The sequence below is a fragment of the Streptomyces sp. NPDC055078 genome (assembly GCF_053607985.1).
Map to the genome: position 1 here is coordinate 1 of NZ_JBSGUP010000045.1, position 25,870 is coordinate 25,870.

Below are 25,870 nucleotides of genomic sequence, written 5' to 3' on the forward strand. Positions count from 1 at the left end.
AGCCCCGCCATTCCGGGTGAGCCGGAATGGCGGGGCCTTCACTGCCGCGCCGGTGTGATCAGTCGAGTGAGTCGAGAGCCGCCGAACCGTTCCTGGTACGCGGCCAGACTGGCCGGTACTCATCGTGTGGCGTGTCGCCCTGTCCCGGACGGCGGCGAACGCCGATGCGCACAGCTCTACGACTGCCTACACAAAGAAGGCCCGAGGCGCACACCTCACCGGACTATTACGACGAAATGACAACCTTCGACCTTTCTGATTTCAGAGATCCGCGCCGAGGGCGTTCACCCTGACATCACGACTGGCCCGCTTTCAGTCGCCGAGTTCATCCAGCGCCCCCCTATCCGGGTCGTATGGTCTCATGGTGAGATACCTATCTCCCGCCATTTCCATGAACTGCTCGACGGTGATGCGGATTTCAATATCTCCGAAGTTCGGGTCTTTATAGGAAACGATTCCCTTTTTGTAGCCGGTGAGCAGAAGCGCATGGTTGGTAGATTCCATCGGGTCTGTCCGATCGGTCCAGTAGACGCCCATAGGCATCGGCTGGCTGGGGTCGGGACGGTCCCTTTCTCGCGGCTTATATCTCTTCCGAACCGAGAGGAATACGGGCATTTCCTCTCGCAGCTCTTTCAGTTTTCTCGTGGCGGACGCCACAGAGCTTTCTGGTCTGACTCTCTCTGCATCCCCTCCGAGTATTTCTTTCGTGTCAGACCCCGGCGTATCAACGATCCTCCGCAGCCGCTCGGCCCGCCTCCAGGCTTCATCGAAGACATCAATAATTCCCCCTACATCCGCAATCTCGACTTCATATTTCCCCATAGCCACCCTTTCGAAGCCTATAAATCTGAGACATTTAGTGGCTCCCGCTTCCTGGGCGATCCTCTCGACATCTTGGCGGGAAATCTCTTCTGAGTTTTTACTGTGCGATCGCAGCGCCTGGACCATCCAATCAAGATTTTCAGCCATTTTCTTTACAGCTTCAACCCTGCGATCTTCATATCCGAGTTCTTCCCCCTTTGGGTAGGCATACATCGCCACCTTCAGGTACGAAGTTGCCAGGCCGTGTGCCTGGGCGAGCGCTTCAAGGACGAAGAGCCAGCACGATGGCCCCTGCTGCGCATGCATTCGGGTTTTTCGCGTTTCCAATTTTTTCCGCTGCACGGAGTGAGCAGACGTATCCCCTGCCCGGGTGGCGGTGTCGACAGGGTTGCCGGGGGCGCGCAGAACGTCCTGGGCGGCGGAGCGCTGCATGGCAGGTTGTTTATTGTCCAGGTGGCCGCAGCCGAGGTTGTGTTCGTGCTGTGCCCAAGGGTGTCCGGTCTGGCGGAGCATTTGGACCACGGCGCCGTTCCCGACCGCGGCCTGGAGAGTGAGTAAACGCTGGGCGGGATGTGCGGGTCCGGACAAGGCTGCGTGGGAGGGAGTCCGCTTCCTATCGGTGGCGGTAGCTTTGGCCTCTTTATGTTCGTGCAAGTGAATCTCCCTCGTTGCGGGCAGTCCTTTCTCTATACAGAGCGGGAGGCTGGTGAGGCAAGATGCGCGCGGGCAAACGCCGTGACCGCAGGGGCAAAGTTCGGAAGAGTCTCGGCCTGCAGGCTGGCTGCACGGCTCTCTGGCGCAGCCTACAATAAGCGAAAGCCGCGAAATCATCACTTTTCAGCGAGCTATTCTTAGACACCTCAGATGCTGGATTGTCCTTCTGCATACCGCCTCGGGTTCACGGTTCGTTGAAACACTGAAGCCCATGAGTCACCCGGACTGTTCCTAGCCTCGAACTTTCGTGACAGCTCGCCAGTGCGGGGCTTTCCGTACCAGGTCTTCACCAACATGTCGCCGCCGATCGCCCGCCGTTTCCCGTCCTGGCTGAGCGCGCCCGCAGACGCCGTGGAGGCTTTCACCGCCGCCAACGCCGCTGCGTGGGAAGAGATCGCCCGCGCCGACGCCGCGCCGTGGAAGGCAGCGATGGCCCACCACGCCGACATCCCCCAGTACGTCCCATACGGACTGTTCGAACCGGTGCAGCAGCACCTGGACGCCACTCTGGTCTGACCTGGTCTAGTCGCAATACCAGTGACTTAACGAGTAGTTCGAAGCTCTGACGTGCGGAAAACGTCGTTCACGGGGCCTCCGTCGGGCGCAGAGTCACCGCCATTGTCCTCGCATGGTCCGGGGCGTGGTCTCAGGGCCGGAGTATGCAGGCATCCCAGCACTGGTGCTGGGCACCGTGGTCATGCTGTCGAAAGCCGCCACCTCACAAGGCGCGGACACGCACGCTTCGTGTAAGTCGAGGAAGCGCCACAGCACAGCGGATATCCCCATTAACCGGGATTCACCGGTCCACGGCAGACCCGGCAGACACCCGGCCCTGGGGACAGCGGGTGTACGAGGAAGTTTGCATAGCGGGCGGAGAGCTCGCCAACGGATGCCACCCGGCGCCGTCCCTTATACCCAGGTCAACTCGCCGGCGGTGGGCACCAGCGAGTCGAGTTCGGCGAATACGTCGTCCGGGCCGTCGATGATCGTCGTATTGGGGCGGGACGCGTACTCCCCGGCCCACTCATGCGTCATGAGGGATCGCATGAGGAAGACTCGTCGGCCGTGCTCCAGGGCGAGCCGCGCCTGCATGCGTGCCCCGCTGCGGTAGGCGGCTTCGACCACCACCGTGGCCAGGCTGTAGCCGCTCATCACCGCGTTACGCATGGGGAAGGACGCCTTCGTGGGTGCCGCGTCCGGCCAGAACTGGGAGATCAGCAGTCCCCGCTCGGCGATCTCCTGCTGTAGCCGGGCGTTCTGCGCGGGGTAGGCACGGCGCAGTCCGGTGCCGATGACTCCGACGGTCCGGCCGCCGACAGCGAGCGCGGTGCCATGGGCGGCGGTGTCGATCCCAGCGGCCAGGCCACTGACCACGGTGACCCCGCGTTCGGCGAGCCCGCCCGCGATGGCGCGCGCGTGGTTGATCCCCTCCGGGGTGGGAGTGCGGGTGCCGACCACGGCGACGCGCAGATCGTCCTCGCGCTGAGTGCCACGCAGGAAGAGGAACGGCGGTCGCTGGTGGACGAGCCGCAGATAAAGCGGGTAGTCCTCGTCGAGGATGGTGACCAGCCGCATCCCCTCCCGCTCCCAATCGGCGATCTCGGCGACGAGGGTTTCCAGGTCCGCGGCGGGCGCGGTATCGAAGAGGGCGCCCTGCCCGGAGACGTCGAGAGCGTCGTCGAGAACGGTACGCGCGCTGCCCACGGTCTCGATCTGGTCCGTCAGCTCGGTCCAGGAACGATCGCCCCGTCGCAGCAATGCGATGAGTGCGGCTCGCTCAAGTTCCTGGTCCATATCCCGAGTATAGAGAGGCCGCCCCCGGCGGGCAGGTGGTCGGCGACCGGAACCCGTCGGCACGGAGGTACGGACGTACGAAGCAGACGACAGCCCCCGGCAGCAGCCCCGGCGCCCGACTGCGAAATGGGCTGTTCATACGCCTCTGGGGCGGTTTGGCGGCGGCGCGCGGGCACACCAGGGGCGCCCTGGCGTTTGCCCCCTCCGTACGGGCCTACGATCGTCACACGAAAGCACTGCCGGGGCGACGTCCGGCAGCGTAACTTAACTGCCGAGCCTCCCACGCCGACCAGCCCGCCGCCCGCCCAGCCATCAGCCGCCAGCCCGCGTCCCGCAGAACCGCCGAGGGGTCCCGTGACCGTCCATCCCAGCCTCCAGACCTACGCCGATGCCTGGACTCACGCCATCGAGTCGATAGCCGAGCTGGTGCAGCCGCTCGTCGAGGGGGAGTGGAACCGGCCCACGCCCTGCCCATCCTGGTCGGTACGGGATGTGGTCTCGCATGTCATCGGCATGGAGACCGAGATGCTGGGCGACCCGCGGCCCATACACACGCTGCCGCGTGATCTCTACCATGTGAAGAGCGACTTCGCCCGTTACATGGAGATGCAGGTCGATGTGCGCAGGCATCACACGGCTCCGGAGATGACATCGGAGCTGGAGTACACGATGATCCGGCGGGCCCGGCAGCTCCGCAATGAGAACCGCTCACCCGATGCCAAGGTCCGTGCTCCCCTCGGGGCCGAGCAGACCCTTGAAGTCGCCATGAGGATGCGCGCGTTCGACACCTGGGTGCATGAGCAGGATCTGCGGGTGGCGCTCAACAAGCCGGGCAACCTCGACTCCCCCGGCGCCTATGTCACCCGGGACTTCCTGCTCGACGCCCTGCCGAAGGTCGTCGCCAAGGACGCGGGGGCGCCGCCCAGTTCGGCGGTGGTGGTCGATGTGCACGGGCCGCTGGAGTTTCTGCGGACGGTGCGGGTGAACGCGGACGGCCGTGGTTCGGTCGACGGCTCGCCGTCGCTGGGGCCGATCGTGACGCTCGCCATGGACTGGGAGACGTACTACCGGCTGGCCTGCGGGCGGGTGCGGCTGGCCGCTGTGGTGGACCGGATCAAGGTGGACGGGGACCAGGAGCTGGCGGCGGCGATTCTGCGCGAGTTCGCCGTCACGCCCTGATTCGCCTGATTCGCCTGATTGTCCTGAGGCGCCTGCGTGTCCTGAGCGCCCCCGCCGCTCTCGCCTCCCGGGGCGTCCTGAGCCTCGCATACGCGCAGTGCCCGCGCCCTCCCGCGCTGAGCGCCCGGCGCCCTGCGAGCCGTCCTGCCCGCCCTGCGTGCCCCTGAGCCCTGTGGCGACGCGGGTCCCCGGCACAAGGGCGCCCGTACGTACGCCCACGCCCCCGCCGGAAGCGCCCTTAGGGGCCGTACGCGCCACCCCGGCCGACAGGGGCCCATCCGCCCCCGCCCGTACGGGCAGCCGTGCCCACAGCCGTACGTACCCCGGCGCCCCCGGCGCGCTCATGCCGGGACGTGCACCGTCTCCACCCTGCTCGCCACCAGCCGTTCCCGCTCCAGTTTCACGGCCCGTCCCCGCAGGCGCAGGATCTGGGTGATGCCCAGCGCCTCCAGGACGAAGACGCAGGAGAACGCGATCCGGTAGCTGCCACCGGTGATGTCCAGCAGGATGCCGATCGCGAGCAGCGTCACCATGGAGGCGGTGAATCCGCCCATGTTGACGATGCCCGACGCGGTGCCCTGCCGCTGGGGCGGATTCGCCGGGCGGGCGAAGTCGAAGCCGATCATCGACGCCGGGCCACCGGCCCCGAGCACCGCGCACAGGGTGATCAGCAGCCACATCGGGGCGTGCCCGGGGTGGACGAGGACGGCGGCCCAGGCGGTGGAGATCACGCCCGCCGTGCCGAGGGCCAGCGGGATCCGGGCGGCGTGGTGGCGGGCGATGACCTGCCCGTAGACCAGGCCCACCACCATGCTGGTGATCACCACCAGGGTGAGCAGGGAGCCCGCGGCGTCCCGGGAGAGGCCCTGGGCCTCGACGAGGAACGGCATCCCCCACAGCAGCATGAAGACCATCGCGGGGAACTGGGAGGTGAAGTGCACCCACATCCCCAGCCGGGTGCCCGGCTCCCGCCAGGAGTGGGCGATCTGACGGCGGATGAACCCGGCGCCACGGTGCGAAGGGCGGCGCGGCGGCTCGTGCTGCCCCTCAGGGTGATCCTTGAGGAAGAGCAGCAGCGGTACGAGGACGACCACTCCGGCCACCGCGCTGCCGGCGAAGGTCGCGGCCCAGCCCATCCCGTGCAGCAGACGGGCGACGAAGATGGTCGAGACGAGATTGCCCGCCATCCCGAAGAGGGCCGCGACCTGGGCTATCAGCGGGCCGCGACGGGCCGGGAACCAGCGGCTGCCCAGGCGCAGAACGCTGATGAAGGTCATCGCGTCGCCGCAGCCGAGCAGGGCGCGGGCGGCGAGGGCGGTTCCGTACGAGGGGGAGAGCGCGAATCCGAGCTGCCCGATGGTGAACAGCACCGCGCCGAGCGCCAGGACCTTCTTGGTGCCGAGCCGGTCGACCATCAGACCGACGGGTATCTGCATGGCCGCGTAGACGAGGAGCTGGAGTATGGAGAAGGCGGAGAGCGCGGAGGCGTTGATGTCGAAGCGGTCGGCGGCGTCGAGACCGGCGACCCCCAGCGACGTACGGAAGACGACGGCGACGAAGTAGACGGCGACGCCGATGCCCCAGACGGCGGCGGCACGGCGACCGCCCGGCGGATCGCCCGGCAGGCTGGGGGAGGTCACCGGACCTCACCCCGCGCCAGATTGCTGAACCAGCCCACATGGCGGTGGACAAGGGCCGCGGCTCTCTCCGGGTCGCCGCCGCGCAGGGCGTCCAGGATCTCGCTGTGCTCGACGATGTTCTTGGCGATCCGGTCGGGGTGCGCGTGCATGACGGCGACGCCCATCCTCAGCTGGCGGTCGCGGAGTTGGTCGTACAGCCGGGAGAGGATCTCATTGCCGCCGCTGCGCACGATCTCGGCGTGGAAGAGGCGGTCGGTCATCGCAACGGCGGCGAGATCGCCCGACTCGCCCTGCCGCTTCTGCTGCTCCAGCAGCTCTTCGAGGCGGGCGACGAGCTGCGGGGAGGCCGGGACGGCCTTGCGGGCCGCGTGCTCCTCGACCAGCAGGCGGGTCTCCACCACATCGGCGATCTCCTGCGCGGAGACGGCCAGCACGAGGGCGCCCTTCTTGGGGTAGAGCTTGATCAGCCCCTCGACCTCCAGCTTGAGCAGCGCCTCGCGGACGGGGGTGCGCGACACCCCCACGGCGTCGGCCAGTTCGCCTTCGGTGAGCAGCGTGCCGCCTTCGTACCGCCGGTCGAGAACCGCTTGCTTGATGTGGGTGTAGACGCGTTCGGCGGCGGGGGCGGTGGGGGCGGCAGCAGGCATGCGCACAGCATAGATACAAGAGAGGTGCATCCCAAGGCCGCGTCCACGATGCAGGACGCGAAGGGCTGAAAGCAGCGGGTTTGACGGCGGAGGGGGCAGGGGGCGAGGGGGGCGGCGAGGCGAGGCGGAGGGGCGGGGCGGAGGGGCGGGGGCGGGTCGGGTCGGCGGAGAGCCCGAGGGCACCCCGAGGACACGCAAGCGGGTACGCAGCGGGTACGCGGCGGCAGCCGGAGAGGCAGCGGGCCGGGAGCCGGGCGAGCAGAGAGCCGGGAGCCGGAGGGGCAGGGCGCGGGACCCCGGGGAGCGGGGTGCCAGGTCGGACGGCGGCGCCCGTGCCCAGCGGGCACCCCGCGGTGAGATTTTCCGATGAGACCTGTGTGGCCGGTGCATCCCTTTGCCTCGCTCAAGCGTCTTCTATCGGGACCCGTGTTTACCCGGGACCCGACTCAGACGTTTTTCGACGCATGTGCGAACTCGGAGCGTTTCCTTTGATATTCAGCAGCACGAACGTGCGCAGAGCCGCCACGGTCGTCCTCTCCGGCGGCCTGCTCCTCACCGCATCGCCGCTCGCCGCACCCGCCCAGGCCGCGCCCGCGGTGCCGGCCATCAGCGCATCGGGCGGCTACCTCATCGACCAGGAGACGGGCAAGGGCCGCTACGTCAAGGGCGACAGCACCCGCCGCCAGATGGCGAGCACGACGAAGGTCGTGACGGCGATCACGGTGCTGACGACCCCCAAGGTCGACCTCAACCGCAAGATCACTGTCAAGCAGGTCTACCGCGACTACGTCACCAAGCAGGGCGGCAGCACCGCGGATCTCAAGACGGGCGACAAGGTCACCGTCCGCCAGCTCCTGTCCGGGCTGATGCTGCCCTCCGGCTGTGACGCCGCGTACGCCCTCGCCGATGCCTTCGGCAAGGGCAGCAACACGAACGCCCGCGTCAAGTCGTTCATCGGGATGATGAACGCGAAGGCCGCCAAACTGGGCCTGAAGAACACCAAGTTCGACTCGTTCGACGGGATATCGCAGGCCGGGCAGAACTACACCACCCCGTCCGACCTCGCGAAGATGGCCCGCCACGCCTTCTCCAGCAAGACCTTCCGTGATGTCGTCGGCGCGCAGAAGTACGTCACCAAGGCCACCACCAGCACGGGCGGTACGCGCACCTACACCTGGTACAACACCAACAAGCTGCTGGGCTCCTACAAGGGCGCGGTCGGCATCAAGACCGGTACGGGCACGAAGGCGGGCCCCTGCCTGGTCTTCGCCGCCACCCGGGGCACCAAGACGTACGTTGGGGTCGTCCTGAACGGCAAGGACCGCTACAACGACGCCGCGAAGCTGCTGGACTACGGCTTCGGCTCCACCACCGCCAAGACCATGAAGGTGCGTTCGCTTCCGGCCGGCGCTCAGCAGGACTGACGCGCTCCTCGGGGGCAGCTCAGCAGGACTGACGCTCCCCTCAGGGACGGCTCGGCAGGACTGACGCTCCCCTCAGGGGCACGCCCATGACGTACGACGAGGTCCCGTGGCACTGTGCCGTGTCACGGGACCTCGTCGTTCCGGGGCCGCGTCTCCTGAAGAGCCGCGTCCCCAAGGGCCGCGTCAGGCCCAGGTGATCAGCCTCTTCGGGTTCTCCAGGACAGCCGCCACATCGGCCAGCACCCTGGAGCCCAGTTCGCCGTCGACCACCCGGTGGTCGAAGGAGAGCGCGAGCGTGGTGACCTGACGCGGCTTGACCTTGCCCTTGTGGACCCACGGCTGGAGCCTGATCGCGCCGACCGCGAGGATCGCGGACTCGCCGGGGTTCAGAATGGGCGTACCGGTGTCCACACCGAAGACACCGACGTTGGTGATGGTCACCGTGCCGCCCTGCATCGCCGCAGGTGTCGTCTTCCCCTCCCGGGCAGTTGCGACCAACTCGCCCAGCTCACGCGAGAGTTCGGGCAGGGTCTTGTCGTGCGCGTCCTTGATGTTCGGCACGATCAGACCGCGCGGGGTGGCCGCGGCGATGCCCAGATTGACGTAGTGCTTCTGGACGATCTCCTGAGCTGCCTCGTCCCAGGAGGAGTTGACCTCCGGGTTCCGCTTGATCGCCACCAGCAGCGCCTTGGCGATCAGCAGCAGCGGGTTGACCCGCAGGCCCGCCATGTCCTTGTCGGACTTCAGCTCCTCGACCAGCTTGATCGTCCGGGTCACATCGAACGTGATGAACTCGGTGACATGCGGCGCGGTGAACGCGCTGCCGACCATGGCCGCTGCCGTGGCCTTCCGTACGCCCTTGATCGGTACGCGGGTCTCCCGCGCGCCCGCCGGGGCGGCCGGGACCGCCACGGGTGCCTCGGCGACGACGGCCGCCGGGCCGGGTGCGGCCGGTGCCGGGGTGAGGGCCGCGTGGACGTCGTCACGGGTGATGATCCCGTCCGGGCCGGTGGGAGTGACGGCCGCCAGATCGACCCCGAGGTCCTTGGCGAGCTTGCGCACCGGGGGCTTGGCGAGCGGGCGGGCGGGCGCGGTGCCGTGCCCGTTCAGCTCGGGTACCCCTGAGGCCACTGAGGGCGCCGGTGCCCCGGAGAGTTCGGCCTGGATCGCGGCCGCGGCCGTCGCCTGAGCGGCGGCGGACTCCCCGGCGGCCCGCGCCGGGGCCTGGCCGACCGCCTGGCCGACCGCCTGGCCCGCTGCCCGGCCGGGGGCCTGACCCGTCCGACCCGCCGACGGCCCCGCCGCCTGGCCCGCCGTCTGACCGGGGACCTGCCCGGGGGCCTGGCCGGGGGCCTGGCCTCCCGGTGTCCGGCCGGGGGCCTGGGCAGGCTTACGGGGACGGCGCTTGGTGGAGGACTCGGCGACCCCGTATCCGACCAGGACCGGCTGGCGGCCCTTCGGCTCGGCCCCGGACTCCGCGGCCGGTTCCCCGGGAGCCGGTGCCTCCGCAGCGGCCTGCCCCTCAGGGGCAGGGGCGCCCGGCTCGACATCCACCGAGATGATCACCTGGCCGACATCGACCGTGGTGCCCTCCGGGAAGCGCAGCTCATGCACCACACCGTCGTACGGAATCGGCAGCTCCACGGCCGCCTTCGCCGTCTCGACCTCGCAGACGACCTGGCCGTCCGTGACCGCGTCACCGGGCCCTACGTACCACTTGAGAATCTCCGCCTCGGTGAGCCCCTCGCCCACGTCGGGCATCTTGAACTCGCGGAAGCGCAGTGAAGTGTCCTGTGTCATGTTCTCGGCACCCCTCAGTACGCGAGCGAGCGGTCGACGGCGTCCAGCACCCGGTCGAGCCCCGGGAGGTACTCCTCCTCCAGGCGTGCCGGCGGGTAGGGGGCGTGGAAGCCGCCGACCCTCAGCACCGGGGACTCCAGGTGGTAGAAGCATCGCTCGGTGATACGGGCGGCGATCTCCGCGCCCGAGCCGTAGAAGACAGGGGCCTCGTGCACCACGACCAGCCGGCCCGTCTTCTCCACCGATGTCTGGATGGCGTCGAAGTCGATCGGGGACATCGAGCGCAGATCCAGCACCTCGACCGACTTGCCCTCCTCCGCCGCCGCGGCGGCGGCCTCCGTACAGACCTTCACCATCGGCCCGTAGGCGGCCAGGGTGAGATCGGTTCCGGTCACCACGGTCCTGGCCGCGTGCAGCGGTCCCGGGATCGCGTCGGTGTCGACCTCGCTCTTGTCCCAGTAGCGCCGCTTCGGCTCGAAGAAGATCACCGGGTCGTCGCTCTGGATCGCCTGCTGGAGCATCCAGTAGCCGTCGGCCGAATGGGACGGCGAGATCACCTTAAGGCCCGCGACATGCGCGAAGAGGGCCTCGGGGGACTCGCTGTGGTGCTCGACCGCGCCGATGCCGCCGCCGTACGGAATCCGGATGACGACGGGAAGCTTGATCTTGCCGAGCGCGCGGGCGTGCATTTTGGCGAGCTGGGTGACGATCTGGTCGTACGCGGGAAAGACGAACCCGTCGAACTGGATCTCCACGACCGGCCGGTAGCCGCGCAGCGCGAGCCCGATCGCCGTACCGACGATGCCGGACTCGGCGAGCGGGGTGTCGATCACCCGGTCCTCGCCGAAGTCCTTCTGGAGTCCGTCGGTGACCCGGAAGACTCCGCCGAGCTTTCCGACGTCCTCGCCCATGATCAGGACCTTGGGGTCGGTCTCCAGGGCCCTGCGCAGCGATTCGTTGAGCGCTTTCGCGAGCGGGAGTTTCTGTCCGGCCATGATTACTTGACCTCCCCTTCCGCGAATTCCGAACCGTCAGCGCCATCGGCGCCATCAGCACCATCGGCGCCATCGGCGAAGGACGCCTGGTACGCGGCGAACTGCGCGCGCTCCTCGTCGACGAGCGTGTGCCCGTCGGCGTAGACATGGTCGAAGATCGCCATGCCGTCGGGGTCGGGCATCGCCCGCACGGCCTCGCGCACCCGCTTGGCGAGGGTGTCGCTCTCCTCCTCCAGCGCGGCGAAGAACGCGTCGTCGGCGTGCTTCTCGTTCTGGAGGAGGGTACGCAGCCGCAGGATCGGGTCCTTGGCCTCCCAGGCCACCCGCTCGTCGTCGAGCCGGTACTTCGTCGGGTCGTCCGATGTGGTGTGCGCGCCCATCCGGTAGGTGAACGCCTCCACCAGCGTCGGGCCCTCGCCGCGGCGTGCCCGCTCCAGCGCCCACCGGGTCACGGCGAGGCAGGCGAGTACGTCATTGCCGTCGACGCGCACTCCGGGGAAGCCGAAGCCCTGGGCCCGCTGGTAGAGCGGCACCCGGGTCTGGCGCTCGGTCGGCTCGGAGATGGCCCACTGGTTGTTCTGGCAGAAGAAGACCACGGGCGCGTTGTAGACGGCGGAGAAGGTGAACGATTCCGCCACATCGCCCTGGCTGGAGGCGCCGTCGCCGAAGTAGGCGATCACGGCGGAGTCCGCGCCGTCCTTGGCCACACCCATCGCATAGCCGGTGGCGTGCAGCGTCTGGGAGCCGATGACGATCGTGTACAGATGGAAATTGTTGGTGGTGGGGTCCCAGCCGCCGTGGTTCACACCTCGGAACATGCCCAGCAGATTCGTCGGGTCCACCCCCCGGCACCAGGCGACACCGTGCTCCCGGTAGGTCGGGAAGACATAGTCGTCGTCGCGCAGGGCGCGGCCGGAACCGATCTGGGCGGCCTCCTGGCCGAGCAGCGATGCCCACAGTCCCAGTTCGCCCTGGCGCTGGAGAGCGGTGGCCTCGGCGTCGAAACGGCGGGTCAGGACCATGTCCCGGTAGAGCCCGCGCAGTTCGTCGGGCGTCAGGTCGATCTCGTAATCAGGGTGCTCGACGCGCCGGCCCTCGGGCGACAGCAGCTGAACGAGCTGGGGTTCGGAACTCTGTGGCTTCTTCGCGGCGCTCACCCGCTTGCCGCCGCGGCGCGGTTTGCGCGCGGCAGTGCTCTCCACGGTCACGTGCGTGCTCCTCGTCTGTCCGGTCCCCCGGGTTCGCCGGGAGCCTGGGGTCGCCCCTGCCGAAGACAGGGGGAGGCTCGCCTGTCTCGTATTCGCGCACGGGGTGGGTGCGGTCGGCCGGACAGGCGTGACAGGTGCCCCCGACGAGACCCTGTCAAAAAGCACGTTACCCAGTGCGCAGCATTCCTGCGAAACCCCTATTGACCTGCGATTTTGCTTGGATTTCCAAGTAAATCGAGAAATACGGGAACAACCACTGGTCAGCGCCTTGCGGACCGTCGAGGACACCGGCACGTTATCCCGGCCACCCCGGGCACGGGAAGAGCCGGTGTGTGAGACTGCATTCGTGCGCGAAGAACGAAAAATCACCGTATTCCTGTTGGACGACCATGAGGTCGTGCGACGCGGGGTTCATGAGCTGCTCTCGGTCGAGGACGACATCGAGGTCGTCGGCGAGGCCGGAACAGCCGAGGACGCCATCGCCAGGATCCCGGCGACCCGCCCCGATGTCGCCGTTCTGGATGTACGGCTGCCGGACGGCAGCGGGGTCGAGGTCTGCCGCGAGATCCGCTCCCGGGACGAGAGCATCAAGTGCCTGATGCTCACCTCGTTCGCCGACGACGAGGCGCTCTTCGACGCGATCATGGCCGGAGCCTCGGGCTATGTGCTCAAGGCGATCCGGGGCAATGAGCTGCTCTCGGCGGTACGGGAGGTGGCAGCGGGCAAATCCCTGCTGGACCCGGTGGCGACCGCGCGCGTCCTGGAGCGGCTGCGCGACGGCGGCGCCCCTAAGGGTGACGACAAACTGGCGGCGCTCACCGACCAGGAGCGCAGGATCCTGGATCTGATCGGCGAGGGGCTGACCAACCGGGTCATCGGCGAGCGGCTCCATCTCGCCGAGAAGACGATCAAGAACTATGTCTCCAGTCTGCTGTCCAAGCTGGGGATGGAGCGGCGCTCGCAGGCCGCGGCGTATGTGGCGAGGATGCAGGAGCGCCAGCACCACTGACGGTGTTGTGTACGGACGGGGGCGCCGGAGCGCGGGCGCGGGAACGCGGGCAGCGCTGAGGCCGTACGGCGCGGGCGCGGGTGGCATGGCGGGCGCGGGTGACACGGCGGGCGCGGGGTGACACGGCGGGCGCCGGGGCGGCACAGCGGGCACAGGTGGCACGTGTCACACGTACGGCCTGATCCCTACGGACCCCCGAACCGGGACTTACGTCCCCGTCGACGGGGGGCGGCGGCCCCTTCCCCTGGGACTTCCGGTCACCGACAGTGGAATCCATGTCCACCGAGGAACTCCAGGCGTCGTCCACGAAGGAACACCAGGCGTCCGCCGCGATCGCAGCGGCCGTAGCCGCCGCAGCCGCCGGATCGGATGCGGCTGCCGCAGAGGCCCTGTCCACCGCAGGCGCGGTATCCGCCGCAGCCGCCGCATCGAATGCCGCCGCTTCGGATACCGCCGGATCGGATACCGCCGCCGAGGAACTGCGCGCGATCGAGCTGCTCTCCCGTGTCTCCTACGGCAGGCTGGCGACCAGCATGCGGGCGATGCCCTTCGTCGCCCCCGCCCGGCACATCGTGCTGGACGGCGGTGTCCTCCTGCGGATCCACCGCGGTTTCGGCTACCACCGGGCGTGCAACGGCAGTGTCGTGGCCTATGAGGCCGACAACTTCAGCTCCGGTGGAAAGTCCCTGTGGTCCGTACAGTTCACGGGCATGGCGGAGATCGTCCAGCCGGCCCGCGAGACGATGCGGCTCTTCGGCGATGAGCCGCATCAGGCGGACGGCGAGAGGTTTGAACCGGTGCATATGCGTCTCGAACCACAGTTCGTCACCGTGCATACCCTGGACTATCGCGAAGAGCAGCCCACCGGACACGCTGCGTGATCTAGCATTTGGTGAGTGCCGCGCTCATCTGTCACCGCACCTCCGGTCGGTGCCCTGCTGCGCCGCTACGAGAACCCGGGCGAACCGCTCTCCTGTGAGCGGGTCACCGAGGGCCTCCTCAATCGCGGCTACCGTCTCGCCACCACCCATGGCGCGTACTTCCTCAAGCATCACCTCGACGGCGACCATGAGGCCATCGCCCGTCAGCACCGTGCCACCCAGCGCCTCCAGGCCCTGGGCGTACCGGTCGCCCCGCCCGTCGAGGACACCCACGGCGAGACCGTCGCGGTGATCGGGGGCGACTGCTACGCACTGCACCCCTGGATCGAAGGACGCCACCGCAACGGCGCGCATCTGTCCACCCTCCAGTCCCGTCGGCTGGGCTCCCTCCTCGGGCTCGTCCACACCTGTCTGGAACGGGTCATGGTGGACCACAGCGAGCCGGGGGAGTACGAAAGCGCAGACCCGGAGGAAACCTTCACGCTCATCGATGAACTCTTAGCCCTGGCCAGGGCGTCCAGCCCCCACAGCAGCTTCGACACCCTCGCCGAACACCGCCTCATGGAGCGCCGGGCCCTCCTGGAACTCCACGCCGACCGCAGACCCCCGCCCGCCTCCGCCGGCGGCTGGGTGCACGGGGACTTCCACCCGCTGAACCTGCTGTACCGAGGTGCCGAACCCGCCGCGATCGTCGACTGGGACCGCCTCGGGGTCCAGCCCCGCGCCGAGGAGGCCGTCCGCGCCGCGGCCATCTTCTTCGTCCAGCCCGCCGGCGAACTCGAACTCCCCAAAGTCCGCGCCTACGCCCGCGCCTACCGCCGCGCCGCCGGCGCCGACGCCGCAGAACTCGCCGCCGCCGTCCACCGCGTCTGGTGGGAGCGCCTCAACGACTTCTGGATACTGCGCTGGCGCTACCAGCTCTCCGACCGCAGGGCCGACCCGCAGTTCGCCGCGGTGTCGGCCCTGGCGGTGTGGTGGACCAGCCAGTACGCAGCGGTCCGGGAGGCATTCACGACGTAACGGCCCCCTGGACCGGGCAAATTCAGCCCCGCCGGCGTCACATCCAGCCCGTCCGGCGATTGAGGACCGGGCAAGCAAAATCAGCCCCGCCGGCGATTGAGGCGCGCACCACCCGCCGTCTGCGCACCCGGCACCATCCAGCCCGTCCGGCGATTGAGGAGCTGGGGGTACCTCCACGCCCGCAGGGGCGTAGGGGGCGGTCCGGGGCGGAGCCCCGGCGAAGGGCCCGGTCAACAGAGGTGGCCGGGCCCGGTGCTACGCGGACAGACGGATCAGGTGGTGTTCTGCCCGCCCGGGTCACCCCCGGAGCCCCCTGCGGGGTTACCCCCCGTCGGGGTCGGCTCACCCGAGGGGTCACCCGGACCCCCACCCGGATCAGTGATGTCCGTGCTCGGCGGGTTCCCCGTCGGCTCATCCGTCTGACTGGGCGTCTCCTTCGGCGACGTCCCAGTCGACGGCGTATGCGACGGCGTCGCCTTCGGCGGCGGCCGGTACGTCGGCTTCCGCGTCGGCTCCTGCTGCCCCCCAGGCGTATCGTCCGGCTCGTCCGTCTCCTCCTCGGACGGCGTCGGCGACGGCGACTTCGCACTCTCCGAGGTCGTCGGGGACTGCGAGGTCTTGGTGCCCTCCTTGGGCCCGGGGTCCGGGTCCTGCGTCTGCTTCAGCGCGAAGGCGACCCCCGCCACCACGGCCACCAGCGCGAGCGCGGCCACCAGCCACACCTTGCCGCGGTTACGGCTGGGCCGCCGGCCGCCGTCGTAGCCCCCGTCGTCGGGGTTCGCCGGCGGCAGGATCCGCCCCTGCGAGGTCTCCCCGTGCATCGGGTGGTGCATACCGGTCGCCGCGGTCATCCCCAGACCCGGGCCGGAGCCCTCGCGCATCTCGACGGGCCCGGTGTTCCAGGTCCCGTTGTGGCTGCCCTGCTGCTGGATCATCTGGAGCCCGTACTGCACCAGACCGCGCATCTCCTCCGCGCTCTGGAACCGGTCGTCGGGGTCCTTCGCGAGGGAGCGCATCACCAGCCCGTCCAGCTCGGGCGGCACCACGTCCGACGCCTGGGACGGCGGCAGCGGAATGTCCTGAACGTGTTGGTAGACCACCGAGAGCGGGGTCTCACCGGTGAACGGGGGCCGCAGCGCCAGCAGTTCGTAGAGCAGACAGCCGGTCGCGTAGAGGTCGGAGCGGTGGTCGACGGCCTTGCCGAGCGCCTGCTCGGGGGAGAGGTACTGCGGGGTGCCCATGACCATGCCGGTCTGCGTCATCGTCGAGGACGCGCCGTGCAGGGCGCGCGCGATGCCGAAGTCCATCACCTTCACCGCGCCGGAGTGGGTGATGATCACGTTCGCGGGCTTGATGTCCCGGTGCACGATGCCGTGCTGATGCGAGTACGCCAGCGCCTCCAGGACGCCGGAGACGATGATCAGCGCCTGCTCGGACGGCGGTGCCTCGGCGTTCAGCAGCAGATCGCGGATGGTGCGGCCCTCGACCAGCTCCATGACGATGTACGGCACGGACTGGCCGTTGAACTCGTCCTCGCCGGAGTCGTACACCGCCACGATCGCGTGGTGGTTGAGACCGGCGACCGACTGCGCCTCGCGGGTGAAGCGGGCCTTGGAGACCGGGTCCTCGGCGAGATCGGCACGCAGCAGCTTGACCGCGACGGTCCGGCCGAGGCGTACGTCCTCCGCCGCGAACACCTCGGCCATGCCGCCGCGTCCGAGGCGGTGGGTCAGCCGGTAGCGGCCGTCGCCGACGACACCGCCGACGCCCCAGGAGTCAGCCCCATCCGGCACGCCGCTGCCGCCAGCTTCGGGTTCGGGTGCCATCAGTCCTCGCCGTCGTATCTGTATCTACACTGGTGCCTCACGCTACAGCCTTCGTACGACAGACCGGCCTGAGATGGACCGGTCATCAAACCCCCTGTGAGCACGGCCACGCAAATCCCTGTGGTACTGCGGTAACGCTTAAGGGACTGTTCTTGTGCGTACGGTCACGGAACGGGCACCCGGCTTGACGTGCCGCACCCCTCGGGCAGACTTGCCACGTCGTACGGATCAGGGATACGGATCAGATACGGATCTACGGATCAGGCACACGGATCAGGCATAACGGATCACGCACATCGCGGACAGCGGGTCTTCACACCGGCTTCTTCGCGCCGAGGGGGATGCACAGTCATGAGCCAGGACGGTACGCAGGGCCGCTATGCGGGCGGCTCCCTGGCGGGTGGCCGGTATCAGTTCCGCGACCTGCTCGGCGAGGGCGGGATGGCCTCGGTCCATCTGGCGTACGACTCCGCGCTGGACCGGCAGGTCGCCATCAAGACGCTCCATTCGGAGCTGGGGCGCGAGCAGTCGTTCCGGGAGCGGTTCCGGCGCGAGGCCCAGGCCGTCGCCAAGTTGTCGCACCCGAACATCGTCTCGGTCTTCGACACCGGCGAGGACACGGTGACCTTCGCCGACCCCGCCGCGAGCGGCGGCGGCCCGATGCCGTACATCGTCATGGAGTACGTGGAGGGCAGCCCGCTCGGCTCCGTGCTGCACGACGATGTGCGGCAGTACGGCGCGATGCCCGCCGACCGGGCGCTCAAGGTGACGGCCGATGTGCTGGCCGCGCTGGAGACCAGCCATGAGGTCGGACTGGTCCACCGGGACATCAAGCCCGGGAACGTGATGATGACCAGGCGCGGTGTGGTCAAGGTGATGGACTTCGGCATCGCGCGCGCCATGCAGTCGGGTGTCACCTCGATGACCCAGACCGGCATGGTGGTGGGCACACCGCAATATCTGTCGCCCGAGCAGGCGCTCGGCCGGGGTGTGGACGCCCGCTCCGATCTCTACTCGGTCGGCATCATGCTCTTCCAGCTGCTGACCGGACGGCTGCCGTTCGACGCGGACTCGCCGCTGGCGATCGCGTACGCGCATGTGCAGGAAGAGCCGGTCGCCCCCTCGACGATCAACCGTTCCCTGACCCCCGCCATGGACGCGCTGGTGGCGCGGGCGCTGAAGAAGAACCCGAACGAACGCTTCCCCAGCGCGGCGGCGATGCGCGACGAGTGCGCGCGGGTCGCCGGCGGCGGTCAGACGGCCGCGCCGGTGATCGTCGGCGGCGGGCCGGTGGCGAGCGGTTCGGGGGTGGGCTCCGCGGTCTTCCCGCCGCTGGACCAGTCGGCCGCCGCGCCTCCGCCGCAGCAGAGTGTGCAGACGCCGTATCAGCCGGGGCCCTATGGGGCGCCGACCCCGCCGCAGACGCCCCAGACACCGCTGCCGCCACAGCACGGGCAGTCCCCGCAGCACGCGGGGACCCCGCCGCCCCAGTACGGATATCCGCACCAGCAAGCGCCCGCGTATCAGGCACCGGGGCCGATGGCGGGGCACTCTCCCGCGTACACCATCTCGTCGGCCCCGCCGTCGGCCGGCGGTGGTGGCGGTCGCAGGTCCCCCGGCCGCCGGATCGCGATCACCGTGGCATCGGTCTTCATGGGCGTCCTGTTGATCATCGGCGTGATCAAGGCGATTCAGGACCGGAGCGCCGAGAAGAACGCCAAGGACGGGGACGGGCCGTCGCCGACGGCAAGCCAGACGGGGGACGCCGGGAGCGGGGTCGTCATGAAGCCGGACCGGGGCCGGACCATCGAGTCGACGAAGTGCTCGGATCCCCTGGAGGACGGCTCCGACACGAAGAAGGTCCAGGCGCCCGATCTGCGCTACAAGGACCTGCTGTCGGTGAAGGACTGTCTGCGGGCGGCCGGCTGGACCTGGAAGGTGACCGAGGTGAACAACCCTCAGTGGCCCAAGGACGCCGTGGTGGACCAGTATCCGCGCCAGGGGTCGGCCGTGCTCCCGACGGGCCAGGAGTACGAGCTGGAGGTCTCGACGGGCAAGGCCGGCTGACCGGCTGGTTGCCCAGCGGGCTGCCCGACCGCGGGCCTGCGGCTGACCGACCGGCTGCCGGCCGTCCCCCTGCCGGCCCGGCGAGACCTGTCGGGCCTGTCGGGCCTGTCGGGCCTGTCGGGCCCGGCTGACCCGGCTGACCCGGCTGACCCGGCTGACCCGGCTGACCCGGCTGACCCGGCTGGTGCGCAACGCACGGTGGGCGCTCGCCGTCACTCCCGTACGCCCCCCGCCGTATGCGTACGCCCCCTCCCGCGTACGGCCGGCTCAACGGCCCTCCCGCTCCGGCCCCCCACGGCACCGGGCCCGAGATGCCGGATCTGTCACGTCGTGTGACGCTGAGTCCATCGGTACAGCGGCTAGGTACAGCGGCTCGGCACGGGAGGGGGGTCACCCGGTGACTCCAAGGCTCCGCACGCGGTGTGCGATGGCCATCGCCACGCTCCCCCTGCTGTTGTCGGCCACGCCACCCTCGTACGCGGAGGAGACGCCACCCGCCGCTTCGACCCCCACGGCCCGGCCCAGCGCCTCCCCGTCGCTGGCGGGGCGCCCGGCGGGCGAGGGGCGTCCGCGGCCCGGGCGGTCGCCGGTGAGCGAGAGCCCGCGCGAGTCCTCCGACCCGCCTGTGGACACCGCCCCCGGCACCCCCTCCCGCCCCCCTTCCGAGGCGGCGGCCCGCTCCTCCACCGGCACCGCGTCGGCGCCTGACGGCTCCGGTACGGCGTCGGCAACGTCACAGTCTCGTCCCGGTTCCACGTCCCCGTCCGACCCGGCCGTCTCTCCCAGCCCCTGGCCCCTCGCCCCGAACCCCCCTCTCACGGAGGACGAGGCACCTGAGCTCAACGAGGAGGGCGCGGTGGGAGTGATCGAGGAGACCACGGCGGCCCCACTGAGCCCTCAGGCCCCCGCAGCCGCACGTCAGCAGCCCGCGCAGACCGCTCCGGAACCCGTCGCCCATGAGGTCTCGCCGCTCTCCCTCGGGGTCGGAATGGCACTCATGGGCCTGGGAATCGGCTTCCTGGGCGTACGGATGAGGCGTCGCTGACCCCGCCCCGTCCCCCTTCCGCACGGTCGGCGTCATCCTCAGGACGGACATCAGGGTTCCCCCTTCTGACGGTTGGCCCATCCCGGCATACCCGGTATACATACCGAGTATGTCGATCCGTCACGGGCTTCTCGCCCTCCTGGAGCACGGGCCTCGGTACGGCTCGCAGCTCCGCTCAGAATTCGAGTCGCGCACGGGGTCCACTTGGCCGCTCAACGTCGGCCAGGTCTATACGACCCTCAACCGGCTGGAACGTGACGGCATGGTCGCGCAGAACGGCGAGGACGACGCCGGGCACGCGCTGTATGTCATCACCGAAGCCGGGCAGGCCGAGCTGAGGAGCTGGTTCGAGGCTCCGGTGGACCGCAGCAGTCCGCCCCGGGACGAGTTGGCCATCAAGCTCGCGATGGCGATCGGGGCCCGCGGTGTGGACATCCGGGCCGTCATCCAGTCCCAGCGCCATCACACCGTGAAGGCCATGCAGGACTACACCCGGCTCAAGGCCCAGGCGCTGGCCGCCATCGAGAACGGGGGCGCGCGGGAGCGGGACGATGTGGCCTGGCTGCTCGTACTGGAGCAGCTGATCTTCCAGACGGAGGCCGAGGCACGCTGGCTCGACCACTGCGAGGTCAGACTCATCAGGCTCTCCATGAAGTCCACGGAAGGCGCGAAGTCCGCCGAGGGTGCCGAGCGCCCTTCGGCGGCCGACCCGCCAACGCCCGAGCGGGCCGGCGGCCGAAGAGCAGGGCCCTCGCAGCGCTCTCCGACCGCACCTGCCGGTCCCGCGTCCACGACCTGACCCCGGGCACCAGGCACTGGGGCTCGGGCAGCAGGCACCGGGGCCTGGGCACGAGGCGATCGCGGACCGCCCGCCGTCCCCTGGCGGTCTCATGGTTCCGCCCTGGGCCGAGGCCCAGGACAGCACACCCACGCACCACCCGCGGCCCCACCGGGCCACCCGCTCGCCGTCCGGTCACCCGGACCGAGTCCACCGCTCTCCACTCACCCGTCCAGCAAGGCTTCCGACACCACAGGCTCAGCCGCCTGCTACCGGCTCAGCCGCTTCACCGGACCGACCGGCCGGCCACTCGGCCGACCACCCTGCACCACCGCTGCACCGCTCCACCGCCCGTGGCTGGGTGTCACCTGCCCGGCCGCCGACGGCGCAACCGCTGAACGCCCTGCCGCGTGAACACCCTTGCGCACCAGGCCCGGACACCCAGGCCCAGGCACTCAAGGCCAGGCACTCAAGGCCCCGGGCGCCCAGGCTCAGACCGCTCAGGGCCAAGGCACCGCAACTCAGGCACAGAGGCACTCAGGCACAGAGGCGCTCAGGCGCTCAGGGCTCGGCATTCAAGGCTCAGCACTCAAAACTCAGACGCTCGGAAGTCTGCCGCTCGACCGCTCCGTCCAAGGGGGAACCCTCCGATGTCCACTTCTACGCCACAGCAGTCACACCAGGCGCAAAAGCCCGTGCTGCAACTCCAACAACTGGCCCGCGTCCATGGCAGCGGCGCCACCGAGGTACACGCCCTGCGCGGTATCAATCTCGATGTCTTCCCCGGTGAACTCGTCGCCGTCATGGGCCCGTCCGGCTCCGGAAAGTCCACCCTGCTCACCATCGCGGGCGGCCTGGACGCACCCACCTCGGGCCGGGTGATCGTCGAGGACACCGACATCACCACCGCCGATCGCAAGACACTCGCCGCCCTGCGCCGCCGCAGCATCGGCTACGTCTTCCAGGACTACAACCTCATCCCGGCGCTGACCGCCGCCGAGAACATCTCCCTGCCGCGCGAGCTGGACGGTGTCTCCGCCCGTAAATCCCGTGTCGAGGCCCTCGCCGCGCTGGAGGAGATGGAGCTTGGCCAGCTCGCCGACCGCTTCCCGGACGAGATGTCGGGCGGTCAGCAGCAACGCGTCGCGATCGCCCGCGCCCTGGTCGGCGGACGACGGCTGGTCCTCGCCGACGAACCGACCGGTGCGCTGGACTCCGAGACGGGTGAATCCGTGCTCGCGCTGCTGCGCGCCCGCTGCGACGCCGGCGCGGCCGGCATCCTCGTCACCCATGAGCCGCGCTTCGCGGCCTGGGCGGACCGGGTGATCTTCCTCCGTGACGGCGCCGTGGTCGACCAGACCATCCGCAGCCAGGCCGACTCGCTGCTCACGGGTCAGGGAGCGGTCGAGCTGTGAAGACCTGGTACCGCTCCTGGCGGGCCGCGATCCGTATCGCCCGCCGTGACGCCTGGCGCAACAAGGGACGCAGCGTCCTCGTTCTGGCGATGCTCGCCCTGCCGATCGTCGGTGTGAGCGCCGCGGACCTGACCATCCGCAGCGGACAGCTCTCCCCCGAGCAGAAGCTCCAGCGGGAGATGGGGCGCGCGGACGCCCGGGTGACCGATCCGCAGTACGGCGGCGTGCCTGTGCTGCAGTCGCCCGACGGCGAAGCCTCCCTGCCGCCGATGGAGTATGAGAACAAGCCGTTGCCCGAAGGCGGCACGGATGTCGCCAAGGCGCTGCCCGCGGGAGCCACCACGCTGACGGACACGCTCGGGCGGGCCAAACTCCGTACCGGGCACGGGCTGCTGAACACCGAGATCCGGGAGCTGAAAGCGGCGGACCCGATGAGCAGGGGGATCATGACCCTGCTCGACGGACGGTTCCCCAAGAAGGCCGACGAGGTCGCCGTGACCTCCCAGTTCCTGAAGAACAGCGGCCTGGAGTTGGGTTCCGGGCTCTCGGCCCGGGGCCTGGACCGCCAGTACACGATCGTGGGCACCTACGAGCTTCCCGGCTTGCTCAAAACCGACCAGGTGAACCTCCTCCCGGGCGCACTCCTCGCGCCGCTGGACCAGGAGCTGGAGAAGGCCGGTCTGCCGACCACCGGTCCCGAGACCAGCTATCTGGTGAAGATCAAGGGTGGTTTCACGTGGAACATGGTCAAGCAGGTCAACGCCAAGGGGGTGACGGTCGCTTCCCGCGCGGTGATTCTTGACCCGCCGCCCAGGTCCGATGTCCCGTTCTACGACGTCTGGCACGACTACGGGAACAGCTCATCCGCCCAGGCAACCGTGATCGGCGCCGTCGCGACCGTCGTCGGACTCGCCATGCTGGAGATCTGTCTGCTGGCGGGCCCCGCCTTCGCGGTGGGTGCCCGGCGCTCACGGCGACAGCTCGGTCTGGTCGGTGCCAACGGCGGTGACCGCCGCCATATCCGGGCCATCGTGCTCTCGGGCGGCCTGGTGCTCGGTGCGGTCGCGGCGGTGGTCGGCACCGCGCTGGGGCTGCTGCTCACCTGGGCGCTGCGACCGGTGATCGAAGACTACGCCGGCGAGCGTTTCGCGAGCTTCGACATCCGGCCGCTGGAACTGCTCGGTATCGGTCTGCTGGCGGTACTGACGGGTCTGCTGGCCGCGCTGGTCCCGGCCGTCACCGCCTCCCGTCAGTCAGTGCTCGCCTCGCTCACCGGCCGCCGTGGTGTCCGCAGGACGAGCAGGGTGCTGCCGACCATCGGCCTCATCGCGGTCGCCCTGGGCGCCGCCATCGCGCTCTACGGCTCGACGGTGAGCGACAGCGTGTTGCTCGTCGGCGGCGGCAGTGCCCTGGCGGAGCTGGGCGTGGTCGCGCTCACCCCGGCCCTGGTGGGCCTGTTCGGCAAGACCGGTCGCTTCCTGCCGCTCTCCCCGCGGCTCGCGCTGCGTGACGCGGTACGCAACCGGGGGCGTACGGCCCCGGCGGTGGCCGCGGTGCTGGCGGCCGTCGCCGGCACGGTCGCGGTGGCGACGTACGCCGCGAGCCAGAACGCCCAGGAAGAAGCCGCGTATGAGGCCCGATTGCCGCGCGGCGCGGTCTCGGTGACCCTCGACGAGGCGGACTCCGCCCGGGAGATCCCCGGGGTGCGGTCCACCGTACAGAAGATGCTCCCTGTCGACGTCCGGGCGGATGTGGACCGGATTGCCGTCGGCAAGCCGAACTGCGCCACCTACGACGACTCGCAGCGGGGCTGCGGCCGTTATGAGCTGATCATCCCGCCTGCCAACGAGTGTCCGCTCCGGGCCTTCGACCCGGCCGACCCCGATGCCGACCCTGCGGCCAAGTACTCCGTGGCCGAGCGGCGCAAGCTGTCCAGGGACTGGCGCTGCCAGGATCCGAAGGGGTATGCCGCCGTGAATGTGATGATCGGCGACGAGAAGCTGCTGAAGGTCCTCGGCATCGAGGACAAGGCGGTCGCCAAGGCACTGGCGGGCGGGAAGACCGTCGCGTTCGATCATCGCCACCTCAACACCAAGGGGGAGGTCGGCATCCGGCTGATCACCGACCCGGCGGCGGCGGACGAGGCCGCGGAGAAGAGGAAGGAGTCACCGGGAGAGGTCAAGGTCCTTCCCGCGCACCGGGCGCCGAAGACGGTGAACGCGTACGGTATCCAGCTGCTGATGTCACCGGCCACGGCCAAGGCGGCGGGTCTGACCACGACCCCGCTGGGGGCGTACTACTCCACCGACAAGACGCCCGGCACCGAGCAGCGCCAGAAGCTGGAAGGGGAGCTGGACAAGACCGGCGGTCAGGTCGACCTTCATGTCGAGGAGGGCTTCACCAGCGAGAACAGCATCATCCTGCTGGCGCTGGCGGTCTTCGCGGGTCTGATCACCATCGGTGCGGCCGGGATCGCCACGGGGCTCGCCCAGGCCGACGCCGAAGCGGATCTGAAGACGCTGGCCGCCGTCGGTGCCCCGCCCCGGGTACGCCGGACGCTCAGCGGATTCCAGTGCGGAGTGGTGGCACTGATGGGCGTGGTGCTTGGCTCGGCGGCGGGCGTACTGCCCGCGATGGGCCTGCGGCTCACCGAGCGGCAGGAGCGGATGCACTGGCACCAGAAGGCGCTGGACGCGGGCCATGGCGACATCACGGTGCCGTATGTGCCGATCGTCGTCCCCTGGAGCACCCTGGCGGTCCTGCTGATCGCCGTCCCACTGGGTGCGGCGCTGCTGGCGGCCCTGGTGACCCGCTCCCGGGGCGCCCTGGCCCGCCGGGAGGCGACATAACCGGCCATTGATGGCCCGGCCTGCGCTTTTGTGCCCCCGTACGAGGGTGATCATTCTCGTATGGGGGCACACCGTGTGGTGACGCGGTTGTGCGAGAGAATGGCGGCATGGAGATGCCGAGGAATGAACGTTCGCAGGAGAGCCCCCATGTGCTGGTCGTGGGTCAGGACGGGATGGCGCTCGGTGGCAGTGGCGGTGATGACGGGGCGCGCGAGGTCCCGGTGACGGAGATGGTCGAGCAGCCCGCGAAGGTCATGCGGATCGGCAGCATGATCAAGCAGCTGCTGGAGGAGGTCAGGGCGGCTCCTCTCGACGAGGCGAGCCGGGTGCGGCTCAAGGAGATCCACGCCAGTTCGGTCAAGGAGCTGGAGGACGGGCTCGCACCGGAGCTGGTCGAGGAGCTGGAGCGCCTTTCGCTGCCCTTCACCGATGAAGCGGTCCCCTCCGAAGCGGAGCTGCGTATCGCGCAGGCCCAGCTGGTGGGGTGGCTGGAAGGTCTCTTCCACGGCATTCAGACGGCCCTGTTCGCCCAGCAGATGGCGGCCCGCGCCCAGCTGGAACAGATGCGCCGCGCCCTTCCGCCGGGCGCGTCCCACGATGACGACGACAACCCCCAGCACGGCGCGATCCGCTCGGGCCCGTATCTGTAGACGGACTCCGCGGACGAATCGTCCAGACCGAATCCGTCGGCGGAATCCGCGGGAGCGATCCGCAGGCGGACCACCAACCACTGACGAGAGGCCGATCGGGGCGGACC

21 protein-coding genes are annotated in these 25,870 nt (G+C 69.4%); 12 read left to right on the forward strand and 9 right to left on the reverse strand.

Going from position 1 to position 25,870, the window contains the following annotated elements:
- Positions 1-312: 312 nt before the first annotated feature.
- A complete protein-coding gene (locus ACWF94_RS06650) occupies positions 313-1,035 on the reverse strand; it encodes a hypothetical protein (RefSeq protein ID WP_453485341.1) in 723 nt (240 codons plus the stop codon).
- A 762-nt stretch (positions 1,036-1,797) separates the two neighbouring features.
- Here ACWF94_RS06650 and ACWF94_RS06655 point away from each other — a divergent pair.
- On the forward strand, positions 1,798-2,052 hold the full coding sequence (locus ACWF94_RS06655) for a hypothetical protein (protein ID WP_453485343.1): 255 nt from the start codon (positions 1,798-1,800) through the stop codon (positions 2,050-2,052).
- Between the two features lie 393 nt (positions 2,053-2,445).
- Here the strand turns inward: ACWF94_RS06655 and ACWF94_RS06660 are convergent, their stop codons facing one another.
- Positions 2,446-3,330 carry a DNA-processing protein DprA gene (locus ACWF94_RS06660; protein ID WP_453485345.1) on the reverse strand — a complete coding sequence of 295 codons (885 nt, stop codon included), beginning with the start codon at positions 3,328-3,330 and terminating at the stop codon, positions 2,446-2,448.
- A gap of 354 nt (positions 3,331-3,684) precedes the next feature.
- Here ACWF94_RS06660 and ACWF94_RS06665 point away from each other — a divergent pair, with 354 nt between their 5' ends.
- A complete protein-coding gene (locus ACWF94_RS06665; protein WP_453485347.1) occupies positions 3,685-4,509 on the forward strand; it encodes a maleylpyruvate isomerase family mycothiol-dependent enzyme in 825 nt (274 codons plus the stop codon).
- Between the two features lie 341 nt (positions 4,510-4,850).
- Here the strand turns inward: ACWF94_RS06665 and ACWF94_RS06670 are convergent, their stop codons facing one another.
- The gene (locus tag ACWF94_RS06670; protein ID WP_453485349.1) at positions 4,851-6,149 is read right to left on the reverse strand and encodes an MFS transporter; all 1,299 of its coding nucleotides are present in this window, start codon (positions 6,147-6,149) and stop codon (positions 4,851-4,853) included.
- The gene (locus ACWF94_RS06675; RefSeq protein WP_453485351.1) at positions 6,146-6,796 is read right to left on the reverse strand and encodes a GntR family transcriptional regulator; all 651 of its coding nucleotides are present in this window, start codon (positions 6,794-6,796) and stop codon (positions 6,146-6,148) included. Before ACWF94_RS06675 ends, ACWF94_RS06670 begins: the two co-directional genes overlap by 4 nt.
- Before the next feature lie 464 nt (positions 6,797-7,260).
- Here ACWF94_RS06675 and ACWF94_RS06680 point away from each other — a divergent pair, with 464 nt between their 5' ends.
- Positions 7,261-8,220 carry a D-alanyl-D-alanine carboxypeptidase family protein gene (locus ACWF94_RS06680; protein WP_453485353.1) on the forward strand — a complete coding sequence of 320 codons (960 nt, stop codon included), beginning with the start codon at positions 7,261-7,263 and terminating at the stop codon, positions 8,218-8,220.
- A 183-nt stretch (positions 8,221-8,403) separates the two neighbouring features.
- Here the strand turns inward: ACWF94_RS06680 and ACWF94_RS06685 are convergent, their stop codons facing one another.
- From ACWF94_RS06685 to pdhA, 3 genes are read right to left on the reverse strand one after another with little or no spacing between them, the layout of a single operon-like run.
- Positions 8,404-10,020, reverse strand: a complete 1,617-nt coding sequence (locus ACWF94_RS06685) for a 2-oxo acid dehydrogenase subunit E2 (protein ID WP_453485355.1) — start codon at positions 10,018-10,020, stop codon at positions 8,404-8,406.
- Between the two features lie 14 nt (positions 10,021-10,034).
- On the reverse strand, positions 10,035-11,015 hold the full coding sequence (locus ACWF94_RS06690; protein WP_453485357.1) for an alpha-ketoacid dehydrogenase subunit beta: 981 nt from the start codon (positions 11,013-11,015) through the stop codon (positions 10,035-10,037).
- A gap of 2 nt (positions 11,016-11,017) precedes the next feature.
- Positions 11,018-12,223: a pyruvate dehydrogenase (acetyl-transferring) E1 component subunit alpha gene (pdhA, locus tag ACWF94_RS06695; RefSeq protein WP_453485359.1), complete on the reverse strand. Its 1,206-nt coding sequence runs from the start codon at positions 12,221-12,223 to the stop codon at positions 11,018-11,020.
- A 346-nt stretch (positions 12,224-12,569) separates the two neighbouring features.
- Here pdhA and ACWF94_RS06700 point away from each other — a divergent pair, with 346 nt between their 5' ends.
- The 3 genes from ACWF94_RS06700 to ACWF94_RS06710 all read left to right on the forward strand — a co-directional run bounded on the left by ACWF94_RS06700 (position 12,570) and on the right by ACWF94_RS06710 (position 15,133).
- Positions 12,570-13,232: a response regulator gene (locus tag ACWF94_RS06700; RefSeq protein WP_453485361.1), complete on the forward strand. Its 663-nt coding sequence runs from the start codon at positions 12,570-12,572 to the stop codon at positions 13,230-13,232.
- A gap of 275 nt (positions 13,233-13,507) precedes the next feature.
- Positions 13,508-14,113, forward strand: a complete 606-nt coding sequence (locus tag ACWF94_RS06705) for a pyridoxamine 5'-phosphate oxidase family protein (protein WP_453485363.1) — start codon at positions 13,508-13,510, stop codon at positions 14,111-14,113.
- A 15-nt stretch (positions 14,114-14,128) separates the two neighbouring features.
- Positions 14,129-15,133 (forward strand): phosphotransferase, encoded by a 1,005-nt coding sequence (locus tag ACWF94_RS06710; protein ID WP_453485365.1) that lies wholly within the window; start codon positions 14,129-14,131, stop codon positions 15,131-15,133.
- 272 nt (positions 15,134-15,405) lie between these two features.
- On the opposite strand, the gene ACWF94_RS06715 is transcribed toward ACWF94_RS06710, so the two are convergent.
- Positions 15,406-16,959, reverse strand: coding sequence for a protein kinase domain-containing protein (locus tag ACWF94_RS06715; protein WP_453485367.1), 1,554 nt, complete (start codon positions 16,957-16,959; stop codon positions 15,406-15,408).
- 351 nt (positions 16,960-17,310) lie between these two features.
- Here ACWF94_RS06715 and ACWF94_RS06720 point away from each other — a divergent pair, with 351 nt between their 5' ends.
- The gene (locus ACWF94_RS06720; protein ID WP_453485369.1) at positions 17,311-19,026 is read left to right on the forward strand and encodes a protein kinase domain-containing protein; all 1,716 of its coding nucleotides are present in this window, start codon (positions 17,311-17,313) and stop codon (positions 19,024-19,026) included.
- A gap of 390 nt (positions 19,027-19,416) precedes the next feature.
- On the opposite strand, the gene ACWF94_RS06725 is transcribed toward ACWF94_RS06720, so the two are convergent.
- Entirely contained in the window at positions 19,417-19,782 is a 366-nt protein-coding gene (locus ACWF94_RS06725; RefSeq protein ID WP_453485371.1) for a hypothetical protein, read from the reverse strand.
- Positions 19,783-19,882: 100 nt separating this feature from the next.
- Between ACWF94_RS06725 and ACWF94_RS06730 the strand changes: the two genes are divergently transcribed.
- The 5 genes from ACWF94_RS06730 to ACWF94_RS06750 all read left to right on the forward strand — a co-directional run bounded on the left by ACWF94_RS06730 (position 19,883) and on the right by ACWF94_RS06750 (position 25,763).
- Positions 19,883-20,071: a hypothetical protein gene (locus tag ACWF94_RS06730; RefSeq protein ID WP_453485373.1), complete on the forward strand. Its 189-nt coding sequence runs from the start codon at positions 19,883-19,885 to the stop codon at positions 20,069-20,071.
- Positions 20,072-20,180: 109 nt separating this feature from the next.
- The gene (locus ACWF94_RS06735; RefSeq protein WP_453485375.1) at positions 20,181-20,870 is read left to right on the forward strand and encodes a PadR family transcriptional regulator; all 690 of its coding nucleotides are present in this window, start codon (positions 20,181-20,183) and stop codon (positions 20,868-20,870) included.
- Between the two features lie 629 nt (positions 20,871-21,499).
- Positions 21,500-22,264, forward strand: coding sequence for an ABC transporter ATP-binding protein (locus tag ACWF94_RS06740; RefSeq protein WP_453485377.1), 765 nt, complete (start codon positions 21,500-21,502; stop codon positions 22,262-22,264).
- Positions 22,261-25,113 (forward strand): FtsX-like permease family protein, encoded by a 2,853-nt coding sequence (locus tag ACWF94_RS06745; protein WP_453485379.1) that lies wholly within the window; start codon positions 22,261-22,263, stop codon positions 25,111-25,113. The genes ACWF94_RS06740 and ACWF94_RS06745 overlap by 4 nt, the downstream gene beginning before the upstream one ends.
- Positions 25,114-25,220: 107 nt before the next feature.
- On the forward strand, positions 25,221-25,763 hold the full coding sequence (locus ACWF94_RS06750) for a bacterial proteasome activator family protein (protein ID WP_453485380.1): 543 nt from the start codon (positions 25,221-25,223) through the stop codon (positions 25,761-25,763).
- The last annotated feature ends 107 nt before the right edge of the window (positions 25,764-25,870 follow it).

Coding starts and splice junctions, on each gene's coding strand:
- ACWF94_RS06650 (WP_453485341.1), bottom strand. CDS start 1,035: ATGTATGCCTACCCAAAGGGGGAAGAACTCGGATATGAAGATCGCAGG.
- ACWF94_RS06660 (WP_453485345.1), bottom strand. CDS start 3,330: ATGGACCAGGAACTTGAGCGAGCCGCACTCATCGCATTGCTGCGACGG.
- ACWF94_RS06675 (WP_453485351.1), bottom strand. CDS start 6,796: ATGCCTGCTGCCGCCCCCACCGCCCCCGCCGCCGAACGCGTCTACACC.
- ACWF94_RS06680 (WP_453485353.1), top strand. CDS start 7,261: ATGTGCGAACTCGGAGCGTTTCCTTTGATATTCAGCAGCACGAACGTG.
- ACWF94_RS06685 (WP_453485355.1), bottom strand. CDS start 10,020: ATGACACAGGACACTTCACTGCGCTTCCGCGAGTTCAAGATGCCCGAC.
- ACWF94_RS06690 (WP_453485357.1), bottom strand. CDS start 11,015: ATGGCCGGACAGAAACTCCCGCTCGCGAAAGCGCTCAACGAATCGCTG.
- ACWF94_RS06705 (WP_453485363.1), top strand. CDS start 13,508: ATGTCCACCGAGGAACTCCAGGCGTCGTCCACGAAGGAACACCAGGCG.
- ACWF94_RS06715 (WP_453485367.1), bottom strand. CDS start 16,959: ATGGCACCCGAACCCGAAGCTGGCGGCAGCGGCGTGCCGGATGGGGCT.
- ACWF94_RS06720 (WP_453485369.1), top strand. CDS start 17,311: ATGAGCCAGGACGGTACGCAGGGCCGCTATGCGGGCGGCTCCCTGGCG.
- ACWF94_RS06735 (WP_453485375.1), top strand. CDS start 20,181: ATGTCGATCCGTCACGGGCTTCTCGCCCTCCTGGAGCACGGGCCTCGG.
- ACWF94_RS06740 (WP_453485377.1), top strand. CDS start 21,500: ATGTCCACTTCTACGCCACAGCAGTCACACCAGGCGCAAAAGCCCGTG.
- ACWF94_RS06750 (WP_453485380.1), top strand. CDS start 25,221: ATGGAGATGCCGAGGAATGAACGTTCGCAGGAGAGCCCCCATGTGCTG.